This is a genomic window from Burkholderia singularis (assembly GCF_001718875.1).
In the GTDB taxonomy this organism is placed as follows: domain Bacteria; phylum Pseudomonadota; class Gammaproteobacteria; order Burkholderiales; family Burkholderiaceae; genus Burkholderia; species Burkholderia singularis.
This window is the reverse complement of the sequence record NZ_CP013448.1, coordinates 2,160,721-2,176,470: the sequence shown is the minus strand read 5'-3', so window position 1 is coordinate 2,176,470 and position 15,750 is coordinate 2,160,721. Positions and strand designations below refer to the sequence as shown.

At 61.2% G+C, this 15,750-nt stretch carries 15 protein-coding genes; 2 read left to right on the top strand and 13 right to left on the bottom strand.

Annotated elements, in window-relative coordinates; genetic code table 11:
* The first annotated feature begins 14 nt into the window (after positions 1 to 14).
* The gene (locus AQ611_RS09900) at positions 15 to 1,193 is read left to right on the top strand and encodes an acetyl-CoA C-acetyltransferase (protein ID WP_069234389.1); all 1,179 of its coding nucleotides are present in this window, start codon (positions 15 to 17) and stop codon (positions 1,191 to 1,193) included.
* A gap of 28 nt (positions 1,194 to 1,221) precedes the next feature.
* Entirely contained in the window at positions 1,222 to 2,043 is an 822-nt protein-coding gene (locus tag AQ611_RS09895) for an enoyl-CoA hydratase-related protein (RefSeq protein ID WP_308410714.1), read from the top strand.
* A gap of 69 nt (positions 2,044 to 2,112) precedes the next feature.
* Here AQ611_RS09895 and AQ611_RS09890 read toward each other — a convergent pair whose 3' ends face one another.
* The 13 genes from AQ611_RS09890 to roxA all read right to left on the bottom strand — a co-directional run bounded on the left by AQ611_RS09890 (position 2,113) and on the right by roxA (position 15,721).
* Positions 2,113 to 3,114, bottom strand: coding sequence for a phosphotransferase (locus tag AQ611_RS09890; protein WP_231935795.1), 1,002 nt, complete (start codon positions 3,112 to 3,114; stop codon positions 2,113 to 2,115).
* A 133-nt stretch (positions 3,115 to 3,247) separates the two neighbouring features.
* Positions 3,248 to 4,420: an acyl-CoA dehydrogenase family protein gene (locus AQ611_RS09885; protein ID WP_069234387.1), complete on the bottom strand. Its 1,173-nt coding sequence runs from the start codon at positions 4,418 to 4,420 to the stop codon at positions 3,248 to 3,250.
* Positions 4,421 to 4,704: 284 nt separating this feature from the next.
* Positions 4,705 to 6,603 (bottom strand): lipoxygenase family protein, encoded by a 1,899-nt coding sequence (locus AQ611_RS09880; protein WP_069234386.1) that lies wholly within the window; start codon positions 6,601 to 6,603, stop codon positions 4,705 to 4,707.
* Positions 6,604 to 7,103: 500 nt separating this feature from the next.
* Positions 7,104 to 7,877, bottom strand: a complete 774-nt coding sequence (locus AQ611_RS09875) for a tetratricopeptide repeat protein (protein ID WP_069234385.1) — start codon at positions 7,875 to 7,877, stop codon at positions 7,104 to 7,106.
* Positions 7,874 to 8,329: a cytochrome c-type biogenesis protein gene (locus AQ611_RS09870; RefSeq protein ID WP_069234384.1), complete on the bottom strand. Its 456-nt coding sequence runs from the start codon at positions 8,327 to 8,329 to the stop codon at positions 7,874 to 7,876. The genes AQ611_RS09875 and AQ611_RS09870 overlap by 4 nt, the downstream gene beginning before the upstream one ends.
* Positions 8,322 to 8,852, bottom strand: coding sequence for a DsbE family thiol:disulfide interchange protein (locus AQ611_RS09865; protein WP_069234383.1), 531 nt, complete (start codon positions 8,850 to 8,852; stop codon positions 8,322 to 8,324). The genes AQ611_RS09870 and AQ611_RS09865 overlap by 8 nt, the downstream gene beginning before the upstream one ends.
* On the bottom strand, positions 8,849 to 10,840 hold the full coding sequence (locus tag AQ611_RS09860) for a heme lyase CcmF/NrfE family subunit (RefSeq protein WP_069234382.1): 1,992 nt from the start codon (positions 10,838 to 10,840) through the stop codon (positions 8,849 to 8,851). The genes AQ611_RS09865 and AQ611_RS09860 overlap by 4 nt, the downstream gene beginning before the upstream one ends.
* Positions 10,837 to 11,304, bottom strand: a complete 468-nt coding sequence (gene ccmE, locus AQ611_RS09855; RefSeq protein ID WP_069234381.1) for a cytochrome c maturation protein CcmE — start codon at positions 11,302 to 11,304, stop codon at positions 10,837 to 10,839. Before ccmE ends, AQ611_RS09860 begins: the two co-directional genes overlap by 4 nt.
* Positions 11,301 to 11,444: a heme exporter protein CcmD gene (ccmD, locus tag AQ611_RS24645; RefSeq protein ID WP_231935957.1), complete on the bottom strand. Its 144-nt coding sequence runs from the start codon at positions 11,442 to 11,444 to the stop codon at positions 11,301 to 11,303. Before ccmD ends, ccmE begins: the two co-directional genes overlap by 4 nt.
* A 29-nt stretch (positions 11,445 to 11,473) precedes the next feature.
* Positions 11,474 to 12,238 (bottom strand): heme ABC transporter permease CcmC, encoded by a 765-nt coding sequence (gene ccmC, locus AQ611_RS09850; RefSeq protein ID WP_069234380.1) that lies wholly within the window; start codon positions 12,236 to 12,238, stop codon positions 11,474 to 11,476.
* 10 nt (positions 12,239 to 12,248) lie between these two features.
* Positions 12,249 to 12,917, bottom strand: a complete 669-nt coding sequence (ccmB, locus tag AQ611_RS09845; RefSeq protein ID WP_069234379.1) for a heme exporter protein CcmB — start codon at positions 12,915 to 12,917, stop codon at positions 12,249 to 12,251.
* A 1-nt stretch (position 12,918) separates the two neighbouring features.
* A complete protein-coding gene (gene ccmA, locus AQ611_RS09840) occupies positions 12,919 to 13,539 on the bottom strand; it encodes a cytochrome c biogenesis heme-transporting ATPase CcmA (RefSeq protein WP_231935793.1) in 621 nt (206 codons plus the stop codon).
* Between the two features lie 136 nt (positions 13,540 to 13,675).
* The gene (gene roxA, locus AQ611_RS09835; RefSeq protein WP_197517112.1) at positions 13,676 to 15,721 is read right to left on the bottom strand and encodes a rubber dioxygenase RoxA; all 2,046 of its coding nucleotides are present in this window, start codon (positions 15,719 to 15,721) and stop codon (positions 13,676 to 13,678) included.
* Positions 15,722 to 15,750: the final 29 nt, after the last annotated feature.

Sequence of the window (15,750 nt, the reverse complement as noted above, 5' to 3'; positions counted from 1 at the left end):
GACAAGGAACTGACATGACTGAAGCCTTTATCGTAGCGGCCGTGCGCACGGCGGGTGGCCGCCGTGGCGGCCGCCTCTCCGGCTGGCACCCGGCCGATTTGGCTGCGCAGGTGCTCGACGCATTGATAGCGCGTACCGGCGCCGACCCCGCGTTAATCGACGACGTGATCATGGGCTGTGTTAGCCAGATTGGCGAGCAGGCCTCCAACGTAGCGCGCAGTGCGGTGCTCGCGTCCAGCCTGCCCGAGTCGGTGCCGGCGACCACGATAGACCGGCAGTGCGGCTCGTCCCAGCAGGCCTTGCATTTCGCTGCGCAGGCGGTGATGTCGGGCACGATGGATTGTGTCATTGCCGCTGGCGTGGAAAGCATGTCGCGCGTGCCGATGGGGTTGTCGATCGCGCTGCCGGCCAAGAATGGGTTTGGCTTCTATGTCAGCCCGGCGATGAAGCATCGTTATCCGGACGTGGAGTTCAGTCAGTTCACTGGCGCCGAGGCGATTGCGAGGAACTATGGTTTCTCCCGTGACGATCTCGACGAATACGCATACCAGAGTCACCAGCGCGCCATCGATGCGGTGAAGGCCGGCCGCTTCGAGGAGGAGATCATACCGGTGGCCGCGCGCAGCGCCGAAGCCGGGGATCTGAACGAGCCGCACCTGGTGGATGAGGGCATTCGCTTCGACGTCACGCGCGAGGGCATTGCTGGCGTGAAGCTGATTGCCGAGGGGGGGCGCGTCACTGCGGCGAGCGCCTCGCAGATCTGCGATGGCGCATCCGGCGTGATGGTGGTCAACGAGCGCGGGCTCAAGGCGCTGGGCGTCAAGCCGCTAGCGCGCGTGCATCATATGAGCGTGATGGGTCACGACCCGGTAATCATGCTGGAAGCGCCGTTGCCGGCGACGCAGCGTGCGCTCGGGAGGGCGGGTCTGACTATCGGCGACATCGACCTGTACGAAGTCAACGAGGCGTTCGCGCCGGTGCCACTGGCTTGGCTGAAGGTGCTGGGTGCGGATCCGCGGCGCCTGAACGTCAATGGCGGCGCTATCTCGCTAGGCCACCCGCTGGGCGCCTCGGGTACCAAGCTGATGACGACGTTGATCCATGCGCTGCATCAGCGCGGCGGCCGCTATGGCCTACAGACCATGTGCGAGGGCGGCGGGCTGGCCAACGTGACCATCGTCGAGCGCCTCTGACCGCGTGAATCTGGAGGAGAGTATGACGATGAGTGAGATCCGCCTTGAACGCGACGGCGATGTGGCCATCGTCCGCATCGTCAACGCCGCGCGCATGAATCCGCTGACGGTGACGATGCAGGCCGAGCTTCGCGAAAGCCTGGCCGTGCTGCGTGCTGATCCCAGCGTGCGCGCATTGCTGCTCACCGGCGAGGGCAAGGCATTCTGCGCAGGCGTGGACCTTTCCGGCATGCGCTCCGCCAACGCAAGCGACGCTGGTGACCACGATGGCCATACCTTGGGCCAGCGGACCGCCGACATCATGCATGAGCAGTCGAACCGTCTGGTGCAGGAACTGCGCGAGCTGCCCCTGCCGGTGGTATGCGCGCTCAATGGCGCCGCGGTGGGCGGGGGCATGGGTCTAGCGCTCACGGCCGATGTGGTGATCGCCGCGCGTTCGGCCTATTTTTACTTGCCTTCCCTGCCCAGGCTGGGCATCGTCCCCGATCTGGGTGCCACGTGGTTCATGAGCCGGCTGGTCAGCCGTGCACGCATGACCGGGCTCATGTTGCTGGGTGATCGCCTGTCGGCTGAGCAGGCGGAGCGGTGGGGGCTGGTGTGGGCGTGCGTTGATGACGAAGCACTGTTGACCGAGGCGCTGACGGTGGCGCGGCGCTTGGCGGCACAGCCTGTGCATGCCGTGTTGGAATCGCGCCGCGCGCAGGATGCCGCAGACAGGCACAGCCTCGCCGAGCAGTTGTGCTACGAGGCCGAACGCCAGCGCGAGTTGATTGATCGGCCCGAGTTTGCCGAGGGCGTGCGTGCGTTCATTGAGAGGCGCGAACCGGACTTCAAGGCCAGGCCGGCATGAGCCTGAGTCGCGCCGCAACCGGCCGGATGTCCGCGGTCGACGGGCGCCCATGACGGAGTCGCACCCAGATCAGCGACGTGTGGCGTCGTACCGCTGGGCGCATGCCCAGCCGATTTCCGCTAATGGCGCGCTTTTGGCCGCCGTGTCTATCGCGTCCACGGCGGTCGCATTGCCGAGTACGGCGCGCGCGCCGATGCCATGCAGGATCGCGGCCATCCGAAACAAGTTGTACGCGAGATAGAAATCCCAGTGCTCGCGCGCTTGACGGCCTGTCGCGGCTTCATATTGACCGATGTAATCCGCTTCGGCGGGAATGCCCAGTTCCGCCAGATTCAAACCGGCGATGCCGCGCCAAATACGTGGCGGAATTTGCCAGCTCATCGCGTGGTATGAGAAATCGGCGAGCGGATGGCCGAGCGTCGACAGTTCCCAGTCGAGCACGCCGAGTACGCGCGGTTCAGTTGGATGGAACACGAGATTGTCGAGCCGATAGTCGCCATGCACGAGCGTCGTCTCGTCACCGTCAGGTATTTGCTCGGGCAGCCAATCCATCAGTTTGGTCATGGCGGCGCTTACGGGTAGCGTCGACTCGCGGCACTGTTTCGACCACCGGGCGATCTGCCGCGCGAAATAGTTGCCGGTTTTACCGTAATCCTCCAGACCGACCGCCGCAACGTCAATGTGATGCAGCGCAGCGATGATGCGATTCATTTCTGCGTAAATCGCCCGCCGTTGCGCCGGCATCATGCCCGGCAGCGATTGATCAACCAGAACCCGGCCATCCAGATATTCCATGAGGAAAAAGGGCGTGCCGATAATCGATGTGTCTTCGCAATACACGAGCATCTCGGGCACCGGAACGGCGCTTTCCTGCAGTGCTTTCATCACGCGGTACTCACGGTCGATCGCGTGAGCGGATGCCACCAGGTGGCCCGTCGGCTTTTTACGAAGGACGTAGCGGCCTCGCGCGCAATCGATGCGAAAAGTCGGATTCGATTGACCACCTGATAGCGGCGTGATCACAATCGATCCCGGTCCCGCGAACCCATGATCGCGCAGATAGGCATCCATCGCTGAGAAAAGGTGCGATTGCGTCATTGCGGACTCGTCAGTCGAAGTTGTATGAAACAGCGCTCTGTTTCCTGCGAGCTGGCCTGCGGCATGATGCGACCGATGGCCCGCGATGCTTCGAAGATCGACGATTTCACGATGGCTTCCCCGCTGTGTCGACGATCTTACGCGCCATGCTCCAGCGATGTACCTCGCTCGGACCATCATAGATGCGGAATGCCCGCATATCCATAAAGATGCGCATCACCGCCGTTTCGGTAGTCACGCCCTGGCCGCCGAGAATCTGTACGCAGCGGTCGACCGTTCGCCATTGCGCCTCCGAACACACCACCTTGGCTCGGCTCGACTCGAAACTGCAGCGATGTCCCTGATCGAGCAGCCACGCGGTATGCCAGATATGCAGTCGGGCAGTCTGCAGGTCCATTTCGTTGTCTGCGAGCAGGAAGCCCACGCCTTCATGTTCGCCGAGCAGCCTGCCGAACGCTCGGCGTTTGCGCGCGTATTCCGTGGCGATGTCGTGCGCGCGGCGCGCTTGTCCGAGCCAACGCATGCAATGTGTGAGACGCGCCGGCGCGAGCCGCACCTGTGCATACAAAAAACCTTTGCCAATTTCACCCAGCACATCGGTCGCGGGAATGCGCACGCGATCGAATGTCAACACCCCATGTCCGCCGGTGAAGCAGCGGTCCATCGCCTCCATGCTGCGCTCCAGACGGATACCTTCGCGGTTCATGTCGGCCAGAAACATCGTGGCCGATCCGTCTTCCATGCGAGCCATGATAATGACGTAATCGGCGCCGCTGGCACCGGTGATGAACCACTTGCGCCCGGTGACAAGGTAGCTGTTGCCGTCCCGTATTGCCGTCGTGGTCAGCATCGCAGGATCCGCGCCCGCACCTGGCTGCGGTTCGGTCATCGCGAAACACGAGCGCGTGCGGCCTTGAACTTGCGGCCGCAACCACCGCTCCTTCTGCGCGTCGGACGCCACGGTTTCCATCAGGTGGATGTTGCCTTCGTCGGGGGCGTGAATGTTGAGCGAGGTTGGGCCGAGCCACGAGTATCCGGCTTCCTCGAACACCACGGCCTTGGCCACATGACTCAATCCCAATCCCCCCATCTCGACCGACGCGTGCGGTGTCAACAGACCTGCATGCCGGGCGCGATTGATCAGTTCATCGCGCAATGCCTCGCTTGGCCCGTGCGCGTCTTGCCGCGCATCGTTTTCCAGCGGGATAACCTGTTCGACAATGAACTTGCGCGTTCGATCACGTAGATCGATTAGTTCGGGTGAAAGCTCGAAGTTCATGATGAGGATGGAATGCCTGGGGTTCTGTTCGCACCGTATTACGAGCCTTGCATGTGTGCGGCCGAAAGATGGTTCAAACACATCTTAGGCATGGCACCGGTCGCATCCAGTCTTGCGTGCATGCGTCGACTGATCCGCTGCGGGGGGATGCCAGCGAGTATAGGGAGGAAGCGGGTCTTTTCGAATCGTCGGATTCGACGATGAACGTGATGCGTACCAGCGCATAAGAAAACCGGCTTCGCTGTTACGCAACGTCGTCGCTTCCGGCCGGACGCGGCGATCAGTCAGATGTTGGTGCTGGCGGGAATTCGACTTGGCAGCAAGTACGGATAAGGCGTGGCTCGCGTTAGATTGCGATTGTTAATCGTGGCTTCAGCCTGCTGAAGTGCTTGCTGAAATCGCTGCAGCGGGCCGCCGCTGTACGTGACCCTAGGATCAGTGATGAGCGGTAAGTACGGGAAGACATTGCTCCGATAGTCACCGAGATTGCGGTAATAGATCCCGCCGAGCAACTCATAGATCGCGACGCGTTCGATCGCGGCGATCATTGGCGGCAACATCTTGTTCCAGCTATCCTGGCTTTGTCCGTTCGTGCCGGTTGGTGCCGGTGCGGACAGCAAGGCCGAGAGCGCCGGCGCATACGTACAGAGATCGCGCTGCGGAAAGTTGATTGCTGCATGCTGCGCGCTCGCGTTGAAAATGACGAGCGTCAGCACGTCCACCAACTGCGGCTTCGACGTGATCGGTACAAAACCTTTGACATGTCCGTTGTTGGCGACATCGTTGACCCATGCGGCGAGTTCATAATCGCCGGTGACATCGCTATCGGATTGATAATAAACGTCCACATAATCCGCGGCCCACGCGGCGATCGCATTCCAGATTAGCAGGCCATCGTCCCGATAAGGGTAATCGGGCAGAAAGGCTGGATTGTCCACTTTGCGATTTGCCAGATCGGTCGGGAGCATATGTTGGTAGAAATCGAATGCCAACCGATCTGCCGCCACGCCCTGTTCGATTAGCGGGATGGTCTCGGCAAACAGCGTATTGATGAACCCGAGAGGAGCCGGCGGAAGCAGAATGAGTGACGCGCTTTCGTTGATATAGAGCGTACCTTCGAAATGGGGCGTCAGCAGGAGATAGAGCGGATGGGTATTCGCGAGATTGCGATGGGTTGCCATCGCGAAGACTTCGCTTACGAAGTGCGTGCGTGAAAGATGCACGAACATCTCATGATAATTCTCTTCGGCTCCCTGCACGACACTCTTGGCCTGCTGCCATGCCCAGTATGCCGATGCATTGCCCGGGTCCGCGGGAAGGAAAATCGGATTGACGGACGGGTCCTGATCGCACTGGATGGCGACCGGTACCAACGACGTTTCGCCCTTCGGAATCGCGAATAGTGCGATCGGCGCGTATGAATAGCCGGTCCCGGTCAAGAGTTTGGAAACGGGGCCTGACGTGGCGACCTGTCCGAGCGCGGCGTAATCCAGCAGATACAGTCGATGCTCAAGTGCCGCTGTGCCGAGGTCGTCCGACGGTCCCATGACTTGTTGGTACTGCGTATTGGTCAACGGGAACTTCGACGGAAGGCTGGAGATTCCTTGGATCAACACGGGATTCTGGCCCCCGACGCGCAGATGTGCGAATACGCTGTCTTGGTGAAACGTATTGGCAATGTCCGGTAACGGAATGGTCGCGAACAGCGCTTTATAGTTCGTTTCGTTGCGGTTGCCGTCCTGGGCTGCGTAGAGCAGATTCAACTGCGTAATGATCGATTGGATCAGGGTATGGATCGTTTGCAGCGTCGTCAGCAGTGTCGACTGGAGCGTCGAGATCTTCGCCAACGCAGCCGAATCGCCGGGATTGGCCAGCAGCGCGCTATAGCTCGATTGCACCGAGGCAATGCTGGCACTGATCGAATTCAACTGGTTCTGCCAGAGCGATACGGCGGTGCTGGGAGCCGCCGCCAGGAAGTTGGTCAGAATCTCGACTAGGGTTTCGGCTGCCAGCAGTTGCCACTCGACGGTTGGCAAATCCGCAGCCGTTATGGTTGCCGCCATCGGAATATTCGCCGAGTTGGGGAAATTTTCTGTCCAGACATAGTTCAGTTTTTGAACTTCCGTATAGGTAGCCCGTGCGAGCCGCCCTTGAGGCGTGTCATATTGAGGCAGGGTGGGCACTGAAGTTGATCCTGCCGCCGCAGCCACCGTTTGGCTGGCTACTGGACTCGACGGACTGGACACTTTGCAGGCTGCGGAACAGAGCCAGTTACTCAATCCGGAAAGCACCTCCGCCCGGACCGCAAGCGTCACTGCGGCGCTACCACCTATAACGGCCGTAGCCTTCACCATATCTCTTCGGTTCATATTTGGAATCCCATCCTGAAACTTGCGTTTGCGATTACGCCAGCCTTGTAAATTTGGATGCCTAAGTAATAAAAGCAAATTGTCTGATGCGATCCACCTTTCCCGATTAACGAGAGAATTTTCCGGAAAACAGATTCTCGAATCGATTCGGGGTTTCTAAATCCACTCGTCTGCTCGAGCACACTGCTACCGAGCGAGCGCAAATTCCAGTTGTGCGAACGTGCTGGCAATCCATCCCGATCGAGATCAGCATCAAAATCCACGAGATCATCGCATGCCACCGAACACACCTTACGATGTGGCGGCCCTGCCGGCTATTTGGGACGGGAGGCAACCGGCGCGACGTCCGCGTCCGGCGGCAGTCCGGCCAATTGGCGAACTCGCACGATGGCGCCGCGTATCTTCTGCGAGAGCGGGCTGTCCGCCGGCTCCACTTGCAGCAGCGTGTTCCAGTACTGCAACGTGCTCTTATAGTCGCTGCGGTTGAAGGCCACGGCTCCAGCGAAAGCGAGCACCTTGGGATTCTTCGGATCGATCTCGAGCGCACGGGCAATCAGTTTGGCCGGTTCTCCCTCGAGGCTGCGACCGTTCGCGATTGCGAGTGATTCGGCGTAGTCAACAAGCATTGAGGCATCGTCTGGCCGCAGCTTGGCTGCCCGTTTGTAGGCCTCCACGGCTTGAGCATGCTTGCCCAGGTTCGCGTAAGCGCGTGCAAGCATCCACCAGCCTTCGGCGTCGTTAGGTCGGTTCTTCATGCGCTCGGCCAACTGGTCGACCAGGAGTTGATCTGGCAGCGTCGAGCGGGAAGCGGTGCCATCGCCTTCCGAGGCTCGCGGGGATGAACTATTCGGGCCGAGGGGGAGGCTGGAGGGCGAGCCGATCCAGTAGTAGCCGCCGCCCGCAACGACGCAGAGCAACAGCGCCAGCGCGACGGCCAGGGCAGGCGAAGCCACGGATCGCGTCTCGCGGGCTTGCTTGCCGGACGCATTCCGCTCGGCGCGATCGAAGGGCCACCATGAAAGCCGCGTCAGTAGCGCGGCTGCCAACAGGCACATCGCAATAGCGCTCAAATAGAAGGCGGCCGTCATGACTGAGGTTCCCGCGCGGCGCCGCGCTCGTCGAGTGTGTCGGGCTCAAAGCAGTCGTCGCTCATTCGGGCGCGCCGACGCAGCACCAAGAACAGACTCGCGGCGCCGATCAGCAAAAGCGCGGCGGGGCCGAGCCACAGCAGCAAGGTGGTGGCCTTGAACGGCGGACGGTAGAGCACGAAGTCGCCATAGCGGTCGGTCATGTACTTGACGATCTGTTCGTCGCTTTCGTGCTTGCGCAACATCACGCGTACCTCTTCTCTCAAGTCTTCCGCAAGATCCGCATGCGAATCGGCAATGGTCTGGTTTTGACATACCAGGCAGCGCAGCTCGCCTGTGATGCGCAGCATATGCGCTTCTAGAGTTGGATCGTCAGCGGCCGGTGCGGCATCCTTGGCGCTGGAAACCAGGGATAGCAGGCCCAGAAGCACGGAGGCGAGAAGCCTAGCCATTGAGTTGCCTTAACAAGGGAAGGACACGCTCGTTAATGACCTGAGCCGTGAGTGGGCCAGTCTGCTTGAAGCGGATTACTCCCCGCTTATCAATGATGAAGGTCTCGGGTACCCCGTAGACGCCGAAGTCGATGCCCACGTGTCCGTCCTGGTCGAAGGCCGATGCCTCGTAAGGGTTGCCGAACCGGCTCAGCCAGCCAACGCCGTCGGCGCGCTTGTCCTTGTAATTCAGGCCGATGATGGGGACAGCCCCGGTGCGCGAGAAGGCTACCAGCGTAGGGTGCTCCTCGCGGCAGGCGACGCACCACGAGGCCCACACGTTGAGCATCCAGACTCTGCCCAACATGTCGTCGCGTCGGACGAGGACGGACGGATCATCCAGCCGCGTCAACACGAAGCGCGGCGCTGGCTTGTCGATCAGTGGCGAAGGCACCTCGTGGGGGTCTAGTCGCAGGCCGCGCCACAGGAAGCCCGCGAGGATCGCGAACACGGCGAGCGGTAAGAGGAAGCGCAGGCTCTTCATGCGTCGGCTCCCGAACTTGCGCAGGCAGTCCGACGCTGATCGGCCTTTGAGCGGGCGCGATAGCGGCGGTCGCTGGCAGCCAGGGCGCCGCCGATCGCCATCAGCAGGCAGCCTCCCCAGATCCAGTCGACAAAAGGCTTGACGTAGACGCGCACGATCCAGGTGCCGCCGCCGCGAATCGGTTCGCCCAGCGAGACATAGAGATCGCGTGTCAGACCGGGATCGATCGCCGCCTCGGTCATGGGGGTGCGCTGTACGCGGTAGATACGTTTCTCGGGCCGCAGTTGCACCACCGGACGACCATTGCGCGTGACCTCGATCAGGCCCTGCACGCCATCGTAGTTGGGCCCCTGCATGTCCTTGACGCCACGGAATGCGAAGACGTAACCGGCCAGCTCAGTGGTGTCGCCGACGTCCATCCTCACGTCGCGTTCGACTTCGAAGGTCTTGACCATGCTCACCCCAAAAGCGAAGGCGGCGACCCCGAGATGGGCAATCATCATGCCGATCATGGCGCGTGGCAACAGGCGCAGGCGGGCTGTGAGCTTCGTCTTGACACCGCCGGTGGGCCGCACGCGCTCCCATAGGTCGGTCGCGACGGAAGCCACAATCCAGTAGGCCATCAGGAAGCCCAACGTCGGTCCCAGCGAGAGGCGGCCGGCCAGCCAGCCGGTCGCGGCGGCGGCGATTACCGCCACCGCGGCGGCCCAGCGCAGGCGTTTGGCGAGATCGGGCAACTCGGTTTCTTTCCAGCGCGCCAGCGGGCCGACGCCGAGCAGGAAGACCACCGGCACCATCAACGGTACGAAGACCGTGTCAAAGTAGGGGGGGCCGACTGAAATCTTGCCCATGCCCAGCGCATCGAGCAGCAGCGGGTAGAGCGTGCCCAACAGCACTGACAACATTGCCACGATAAACAGCACGTTGTTGCCGAGCAGCATGGTCTCGCGCGACACGATGCCAAAGCGTGCGCCTAGCCCGACCTTAGGGGCGCGCCAGGCATACAGGGCCAGCGAGCTGCCGATCACGACGGCGAGGAACGTCAGGATGAAAAGGCCGCGGCGGGGATCAGTCGCGAAGGCATGCACGGAGGACAGCACCCCTGAGCGGACGAGGAAGGTGCCAAGCAGCGACAGTGAAAAGGTGATGATCGCCAGCAATACGGTCCAGGACTTGAAGGCACCGCGCTTCTCAGTCACAGCTAGCGAATGAATCAGCGCCGTGCCGGCTAGCCACGGCATGAAGGAGGCATTTTCCACCGGGTCCCAGAACCACCAGCCGCCCCAGCCCAGCACGTAATAGGCCCACATGCTGCCCAGCATGATGCCGATGGTGAGGGAGAGCCAGGCCGCCGTGGTCCAAGGGCGGGTCCAGCGCGCCCAGGTGGCGTCCAGATTGCCGCCCAGCAGCGCCGCTAGCGCAAAGGCGAAGGCTACCGAGAAGCCGACATAGCCCATGTAAAGCATGGGCGGATGAGCCACCATGCCCGGGTCCTGCAGCAGCGGATTCAGATCGTTGCCGTCTGGCGGTACGGGAGACAGGCGCGCGAAGGGGTTGGACGTGGTGAGCATGAACAGCAGAAAGCCCACGCTGATCAATCCCATCACCGCGAGGATGCGCGCCACGAGTGGCTGTGGCAAATGCCGGCTGCGCTGCGCGACGGCCAGCATCCAGATGCTGAGCATCATCAGCCATAGCAGCAACGAGCCCTCGTGTCCTCCCCAGACACCGGCGATGCGGTAGGGCAGCGGCAGGGCGCTGTTGGAATTGGATGCCACGTAGAGCACTGAGAAGTCGTTGCGTGCGAAGCAGCTCGCGAGGCACAGGAAGGCAATACCGACGAGTATGAAATGTGTCTGCGCTGCAGGGCGAGCGAGCGACATCCAGTCGACTCTTGCGCGGGCCGCACCCAGCAGAGGCAGCGTGCCCAGGATCAGGGCAACGGCAAGCGCCAGCAGCAGCGCGATTTGTCCAAGCTCAGGAATCATGGTCTGCCTGCCTCCTTGACCACCGTGGCGGCGATTTTGTCGTTGATCCGATGAGCCTGCTTCAGTGCGTCGGCCGCCTCGGGCGGCATGTAGTTCTCATCGTGCTTGGCCAATATCTCGCGAGCGACGAAGACGCCATCTCCGCTAATCTGCCCCTGGGCCACCACACCCTTGCCCTCCCTGAAGAGGTCTGGGAGGATGCCCTCATAGCGCACCGGTATGGTCCGCACGGTGTCTGTCACTAGGAAGTTCACCGTCAGGCCATCGCGCCGCACGCTGCCGTTTTCCACTAGGCCGCCCAGCCGAAAGGTGCGACCCGCCGGTGCCTCCTTGGCAAACACCTGCGATGGCGAATAGAAGAACACCAGATTGCTGCGGAAGGCATTGAGCACCAGTGTGGCGCCTACGCCCACCGCGGCGGCGATGCCCAGCGCGATAACCAAACGCATGTGGCGAGGCTTCATGGCCGTGACTCCGCTTTCCGGGCGCGCGCCGCATCCAGTAGGGCGCGCCGCCGGCGGTGCGCCGCCGCTCGAGGTTCCAGCAGCATGATCAACGCAGTCACCGAGTAAGCTCCCCAAACATAGAGACCGTAGCCGCCCATGGCCAGGAATTCGGATGCAGTGTGCCAGTTCATGCGGATCGCTTCGTGCCGAGATTCGAGGAGGATGCCGACGCCAACTCGCGCACCCAATCGGCGTGTGATTCACGCTCCAGCACGATTGCCGTGGCTCGGGTGAACACCACCGCAAAGGTGTACGCCCAGAATGCGAAGATCATCAATAACATCGCGACGAGCATGACGGTGGCCATCTTGGGCGCGGCCGTCATGCTGACGGTGGCGCCCTGGTGCAGCGTGTTCCACCAGCGCACCGAGAAATAGATGACCGGTACATTGACGGTGCCGACGATCGCTAGCAACGCACCGGCCTTATCGGCGCGCCGCACGTCGTCGATCGCCCCGGTCAGCGCGATGTAGCCGAAGAAGAGGAAGAGCAGGATCAGCTCCGACGTTAGCCTGGCATCCCACACCCACCAGGTGCCCCAAGCCGGTTTGCCCCAGAACGAGCCGGTCCAGAGTGCGATGAACGTAAACAACGCACCGGTCGGCGCCAGCGCGTGCGCCAGCATCGAGGCCATGCGCGCATTCAATATCCAGCCGACGGCGGCCCAGCCGGCCATCGCCAGATAGATCACCATTGACATCCAGGCCGCCGGCACATGGATGAAGATGATGCGGTAGGCTTCTCCCTGCTGGGCATCCGTGGGTGCGACGAACAAGCCGGTGTACAGCCCGACCAGCGCAAGCAGTACCGCCGTGGCCCATAGCCAGGGGATGAGCAAGCTGGCCAGTCTGTAGAAACGCGAAGGTGCCGAGAAAGTGAACCAGCGGATCATCGTAAGCTCCTCATTCCAGCGAGATACGCAGAGCTGCCGACGTGGCCGGCGGTGCGGTCAGTGCAGCAAAGATCAGCAGGGCGCCGAGGATCGAATAGTGCCCGCTTGGCGATTGCCCCGCTTCGGCTGCGCTGATTGCGCCGGCGCCGAAGATCAGTACCGGAAGGGACAGTGGCAGCACCAGCAGGATGATCAATACGCCGGCGCTGCGCAGACCCAGCGTGAGGGCAGCCCCCACCGAGCCAAGCAGGCTCAATATCGGCGTGCCCAGCAGCAGCGTTGTGCTCAGCACGAGCAAGGACGGCAGGCTCATACCGAGCATCAGGCCAATCACCGGCGCAGTCACGATCAGCGGCAGCCCCGTCAGCGTCCAATGTGCGGCGACCTTGGCGCACGCGATCACAATGCCGCTGTGGCCCGACAGCAGCATCTGCTCCAGCGAGCCATCGGTGAAATCGCCGGCATACAGGCCGCTCACGGACAGCATGGAGGCCAGCGACGCACAGACCCAGACCACGCCAGGCGCCATCTCGCGCAGCATCCGCGGTTCGGGCCCGACGCCTAACGGGAACAAGCTGACCGCGATAATGATGAAGGCCATCGGCAGCAGCGCTTCGATGCGTCGGCGCAAGGCCAGCCGCAGATCGCGTAGATAAAGGGCGAAAAAAGCCGCGTGCATCTCAGCAATACCGGTCCAGGTTGATTTCCTTCGGCCGTAGCATTCCGATATCCACGGCTTGGTGGCTGGTCAGCAGCGTCGTGCCGCCGCAGCTTGCATGCTTGCGCAATGTGTCGCAGAGACGCGCCACGCCATCGGTGTCGAGCGCGTCGAAAGGCTCGTCGAGAATCCATAGCGAAGGTCTATCGTCTGCCGTAAGGCGGGCCAGCGTGACACGGCGCCGCTGGCCTTGCGAGAGCGTGCGCACCATCGCGTGGTGCCGACTTTGCAGATCCCACGCTTCCAGTGCGGCATGCACCGTCAAGTTGTCGCTGGGTCGGTCGTGGATGCGCAGCAAAAACGTGAGCGCTTCACTGACCGTGAGGTCTTCCTTCAACGCGTTGCTGTGGGCAACGTAGATGAGTTGCCGTCGAAAACTGTCAGCTTGCCGCACCGGCACGCCGCCCCAGCTTATCTGCCCGGTCTCGGGGAGCGACAAGCCGGCCGCCAGCTTGAGCAGACTGGTTTTGCCGCTGCCGTTATGCCCGCGCACCCACAAGATTTCTCCTGCCCCCACACTGAGATCGAGATCCTTGAAGAGGAGTTTGTTGTCTCGTCGGCAGGCAAGCCCTACGGCGGTCAAGCGTGGCGAGACCGTTGTGGAGCAAGGACTATCGCAATGCGATTGAATCGACATGTGTTTAAAAAACCGCTTGCCGGAGGGGCCGGCAAGCGGAATTCACCACTGGAGAAGAGAGCACCACCACTACGTCACGCCGTTACAGTGTCTTCAGATACTCGATCAATGCCCAACGCTCTGCATCGGTCAGTGATTGCGTAAAGGTGTGACCGGCGTTGCTGTTGCCGTACAGATTGCTGTTGTAGATCATGCGCGACTGGATCTGCTGATCGGTGATCGGCGGCGGCGACTGGTAAGCCAGATTAAGGTACTTCGCCGCAACATTATTCCAGGCCGAGAACAGTTGATCCGGTGTTGCCTGACCATTACACGGGACATACGGACTTGTCGTCGAAGTGTTATTGCAATTGACGGCAGTGTATTTCCAGCCGAGATTTTGAAAATCATAGGATGCATAACTGTAGTCGAAGCCCTGATTCTTGCCTCCGATACCGGGGGGGCTGTAAGGACGCGTCCAGGCATTCGGGCGGTCGCTTGGCTTCAACACTCCCCAAATCGTGGGTACGCTTCCGTTGTGGAAATAAGGCGCATTCGCCCAAGCGCCATACAACGGAGGGGCGACATAGCCAATAGGCAGTGCCCATTGGTTCGGCCCGATTGGGGAATAGAGCGGGCCGATTCCGTTGTCGTAGGCAGCGCGGGGGACGCGACGCAACTGACTCGCCGTGATGTCCAGGGGATTCAACTGATTATCGCCGTAGTACGTGTACCAGCTGGGGCTGAGTTCGTTATAGGCCCACCATGACGATGCCCATGCACGCCGCTGAAAATCACTCGCCATCAGTTGCATTCTCTGTGGATCGGTTTGAATCGTCTGAATCGGCGTGACGACGCCCGCTACGCCTTTCAGGCGCGGATCGGGGAGATAGTTCGGATCGTTTACATATTTCGGCGAATACACACCATGGCAACTGGCGCAAGAGCCGTTACCCGGCGGTTTGGGAATGCCGGCGTTAGCGCCATTTGCCCACAGATTGCGTTCGTGGAAGATCACTGCGCCCTGATTGGCAAGCGTCGTGTTGATTGGCTGCGGATACGGTGCAGGCGACAACGAGAGTAGAAAATTGTTGATATCGTCAAACTCAGATTCCAAATTCCGTCGTTGTGCGGCGGTACGCGAAACGTTGGCAACGCCGAATGCCATTTCGGAATGCACGTTATCGGAGGTGAGCGCGCCATCCCAGAATTGCCGCGTCTTGAAGACGCGAGTCCACCAGGTCGGCGCCTTGGTCATCCCGGCAGCCGGGCTGTTGGCCTTATACTCGAGCGGGCTGGGGGACAGCATCAGATTGTCCATGTCGAACAGGGCCGGCAGTAGCGTGATGAGACCGATCGCATCACTCGAACCGCGTCCGACGCTCCATGGGATTGGCAGCAATACGCCGGGTGAGGTGAGAATATTCGAACGAAACAAGTCGGAAGCAAGCAGTCCGGCGTCGTTCGCACTGTTGGAATGGCCATAAGTGAATGCGGATTCATTTGTCGAACCCAAACGCGAGTCATGGCAAGCCGAACACGAGGCCGCAATCATGCCGGTCCACCTGCCGCTATCATCCTTTCCCTGAATCAAACCAAGCGGCAACTGGCCACTACCGCCATTCGTCAAATTGGGGTCCTCTCCGGGCAGCGGATACGGATTGCGGAACGGTGCCGGGTAAAAGCCGTATCGCTTGGCGACTTGATCATCGAAATCCGCCGGGCGCTGTGCGTAGCCCCATACCTGCCAGATGTTGTAGTAGCTCGACGCCAACGCCATCGGCTGGAAGTACTGACGCGTTTGCAAGTTATTCTGGCCACGCGCGACGCTTGCCCGCCATGCGCCACACGTTGTCGGCCGCGATGGTAGGCGCTTGACATAGGGTGAGGGCGGATTATGCAAATCAACGAAAAAAGCGTTGAACTGCACCGCGGCATTCGGATTGGTGTTTACTCCAGGCACGACCAAGGTGCGTGGGTCGGTTGGTACAGGTGTCGAATCAGGCTGGCCATTACAACCGGCCGCCAGTGGCGACCTGATTGCGGCCTGATCAAGCAATTGTGCCTCGGCATGGTTGCCCCACGGCAGTACCGTGCTGACGAATGCGCTTGCAATGGCGAATGGCCATTGTTTTGCTATGCTCATCATGTCTCCCCCAAATTGGTCCGGCAACCTAT

Bases quoted from the DNA above. Each gene is read 5' to 3' on its own strand.
- AQ611_RS09900 (WP_069234389.1), top strand. From the start codon at position 15: ATGACTGAAGCCTTTATCGTAGCGGCCGTGCGCACGGCGGGTGGCCGC.
- AQ611_RS09895 (WP_308410714.1), top strand. From the start codon at position 1,222: ATGAGTGAGATCCGCCTTGAACGCGACGGCGATGTGGCCATCGTCCGC.
- AQ611_RS09890 (WP_231935795.1), bottom strand. From the start codon at position 3,114: ATGGATGCCTATCTGCGCGATCATGGGTTCGCGGGACCGGGATCGATT.
- AQ611_RS09885 (WP_069234387.1), bottom strand. From the start codon at position 4,420: ATGAACTTCGAGCTTTCACCCGAACTAATCGATCTACGTGATCGAACG.
- AQ611_RS09875 (WP_069234385.1), bottom strand. From the start codon at position 7,877: ATGACGGCCGCCTTCTATTTGAGCGCTATTGCGATGTGCCTGTTGGCA.
- AQ611_RS09870 (WP_069234384.1), bottom strand. From the start codon at position 8,329: ATGGCTAGGCTTCTCGCCTCCGTGCTTCTGGGCCTGCTATCCCTGGTT.
- AQ611_RS09865 (WP_069234383.1), bottom strand. From the start codon at position 8,852: ATGAAGAGCCTGCGCTTCCTCTTACCGCTCGCCGTGTTCGCGATCCTC.
- AQ611_RS09860 (WP_069234382.1), bottom strand. From the start codon at position 10,840: ATGATTCCTGAGCTTGGACAAATCGCGCTGCTGCTGGCGCTTGCCGTT.
- ccmE (WP_069234381.1), bottom strand. From the start codon at position 11,304: ATGAAGCCTCGCCACATGCGTTTGGTTATCGCGCTGGGCATCGCCGCC.
- ccmD (WP_231935957.1), bottom strand. From the start codon at position 11,444: ATGGGCGGCTACGGTCTCTATGTTTGGGGAGCTTACTCGGTGACTGCG.
- ccmC (WP_069234380.1), bottom strand. From the start codon at position 12,238: ATGATCCGCTGGTTCACTTTCTCGGCACCTTCGCGTTTCTACAGACTG.
- ccmB (WP_069234379.1), bottom strand. From the start codon at position 12,917: ATGCACGCGGCTTTTTTCGCCCTTTATCTACGCGATCTGCGGCTGGCC.
- roxA (WP_197517112.1), bottom strand. From the start codon at position 15,721: ATGATGAGCATAGCAAAACAATGGCCATTCGCCATTGCAAGCGCATTC.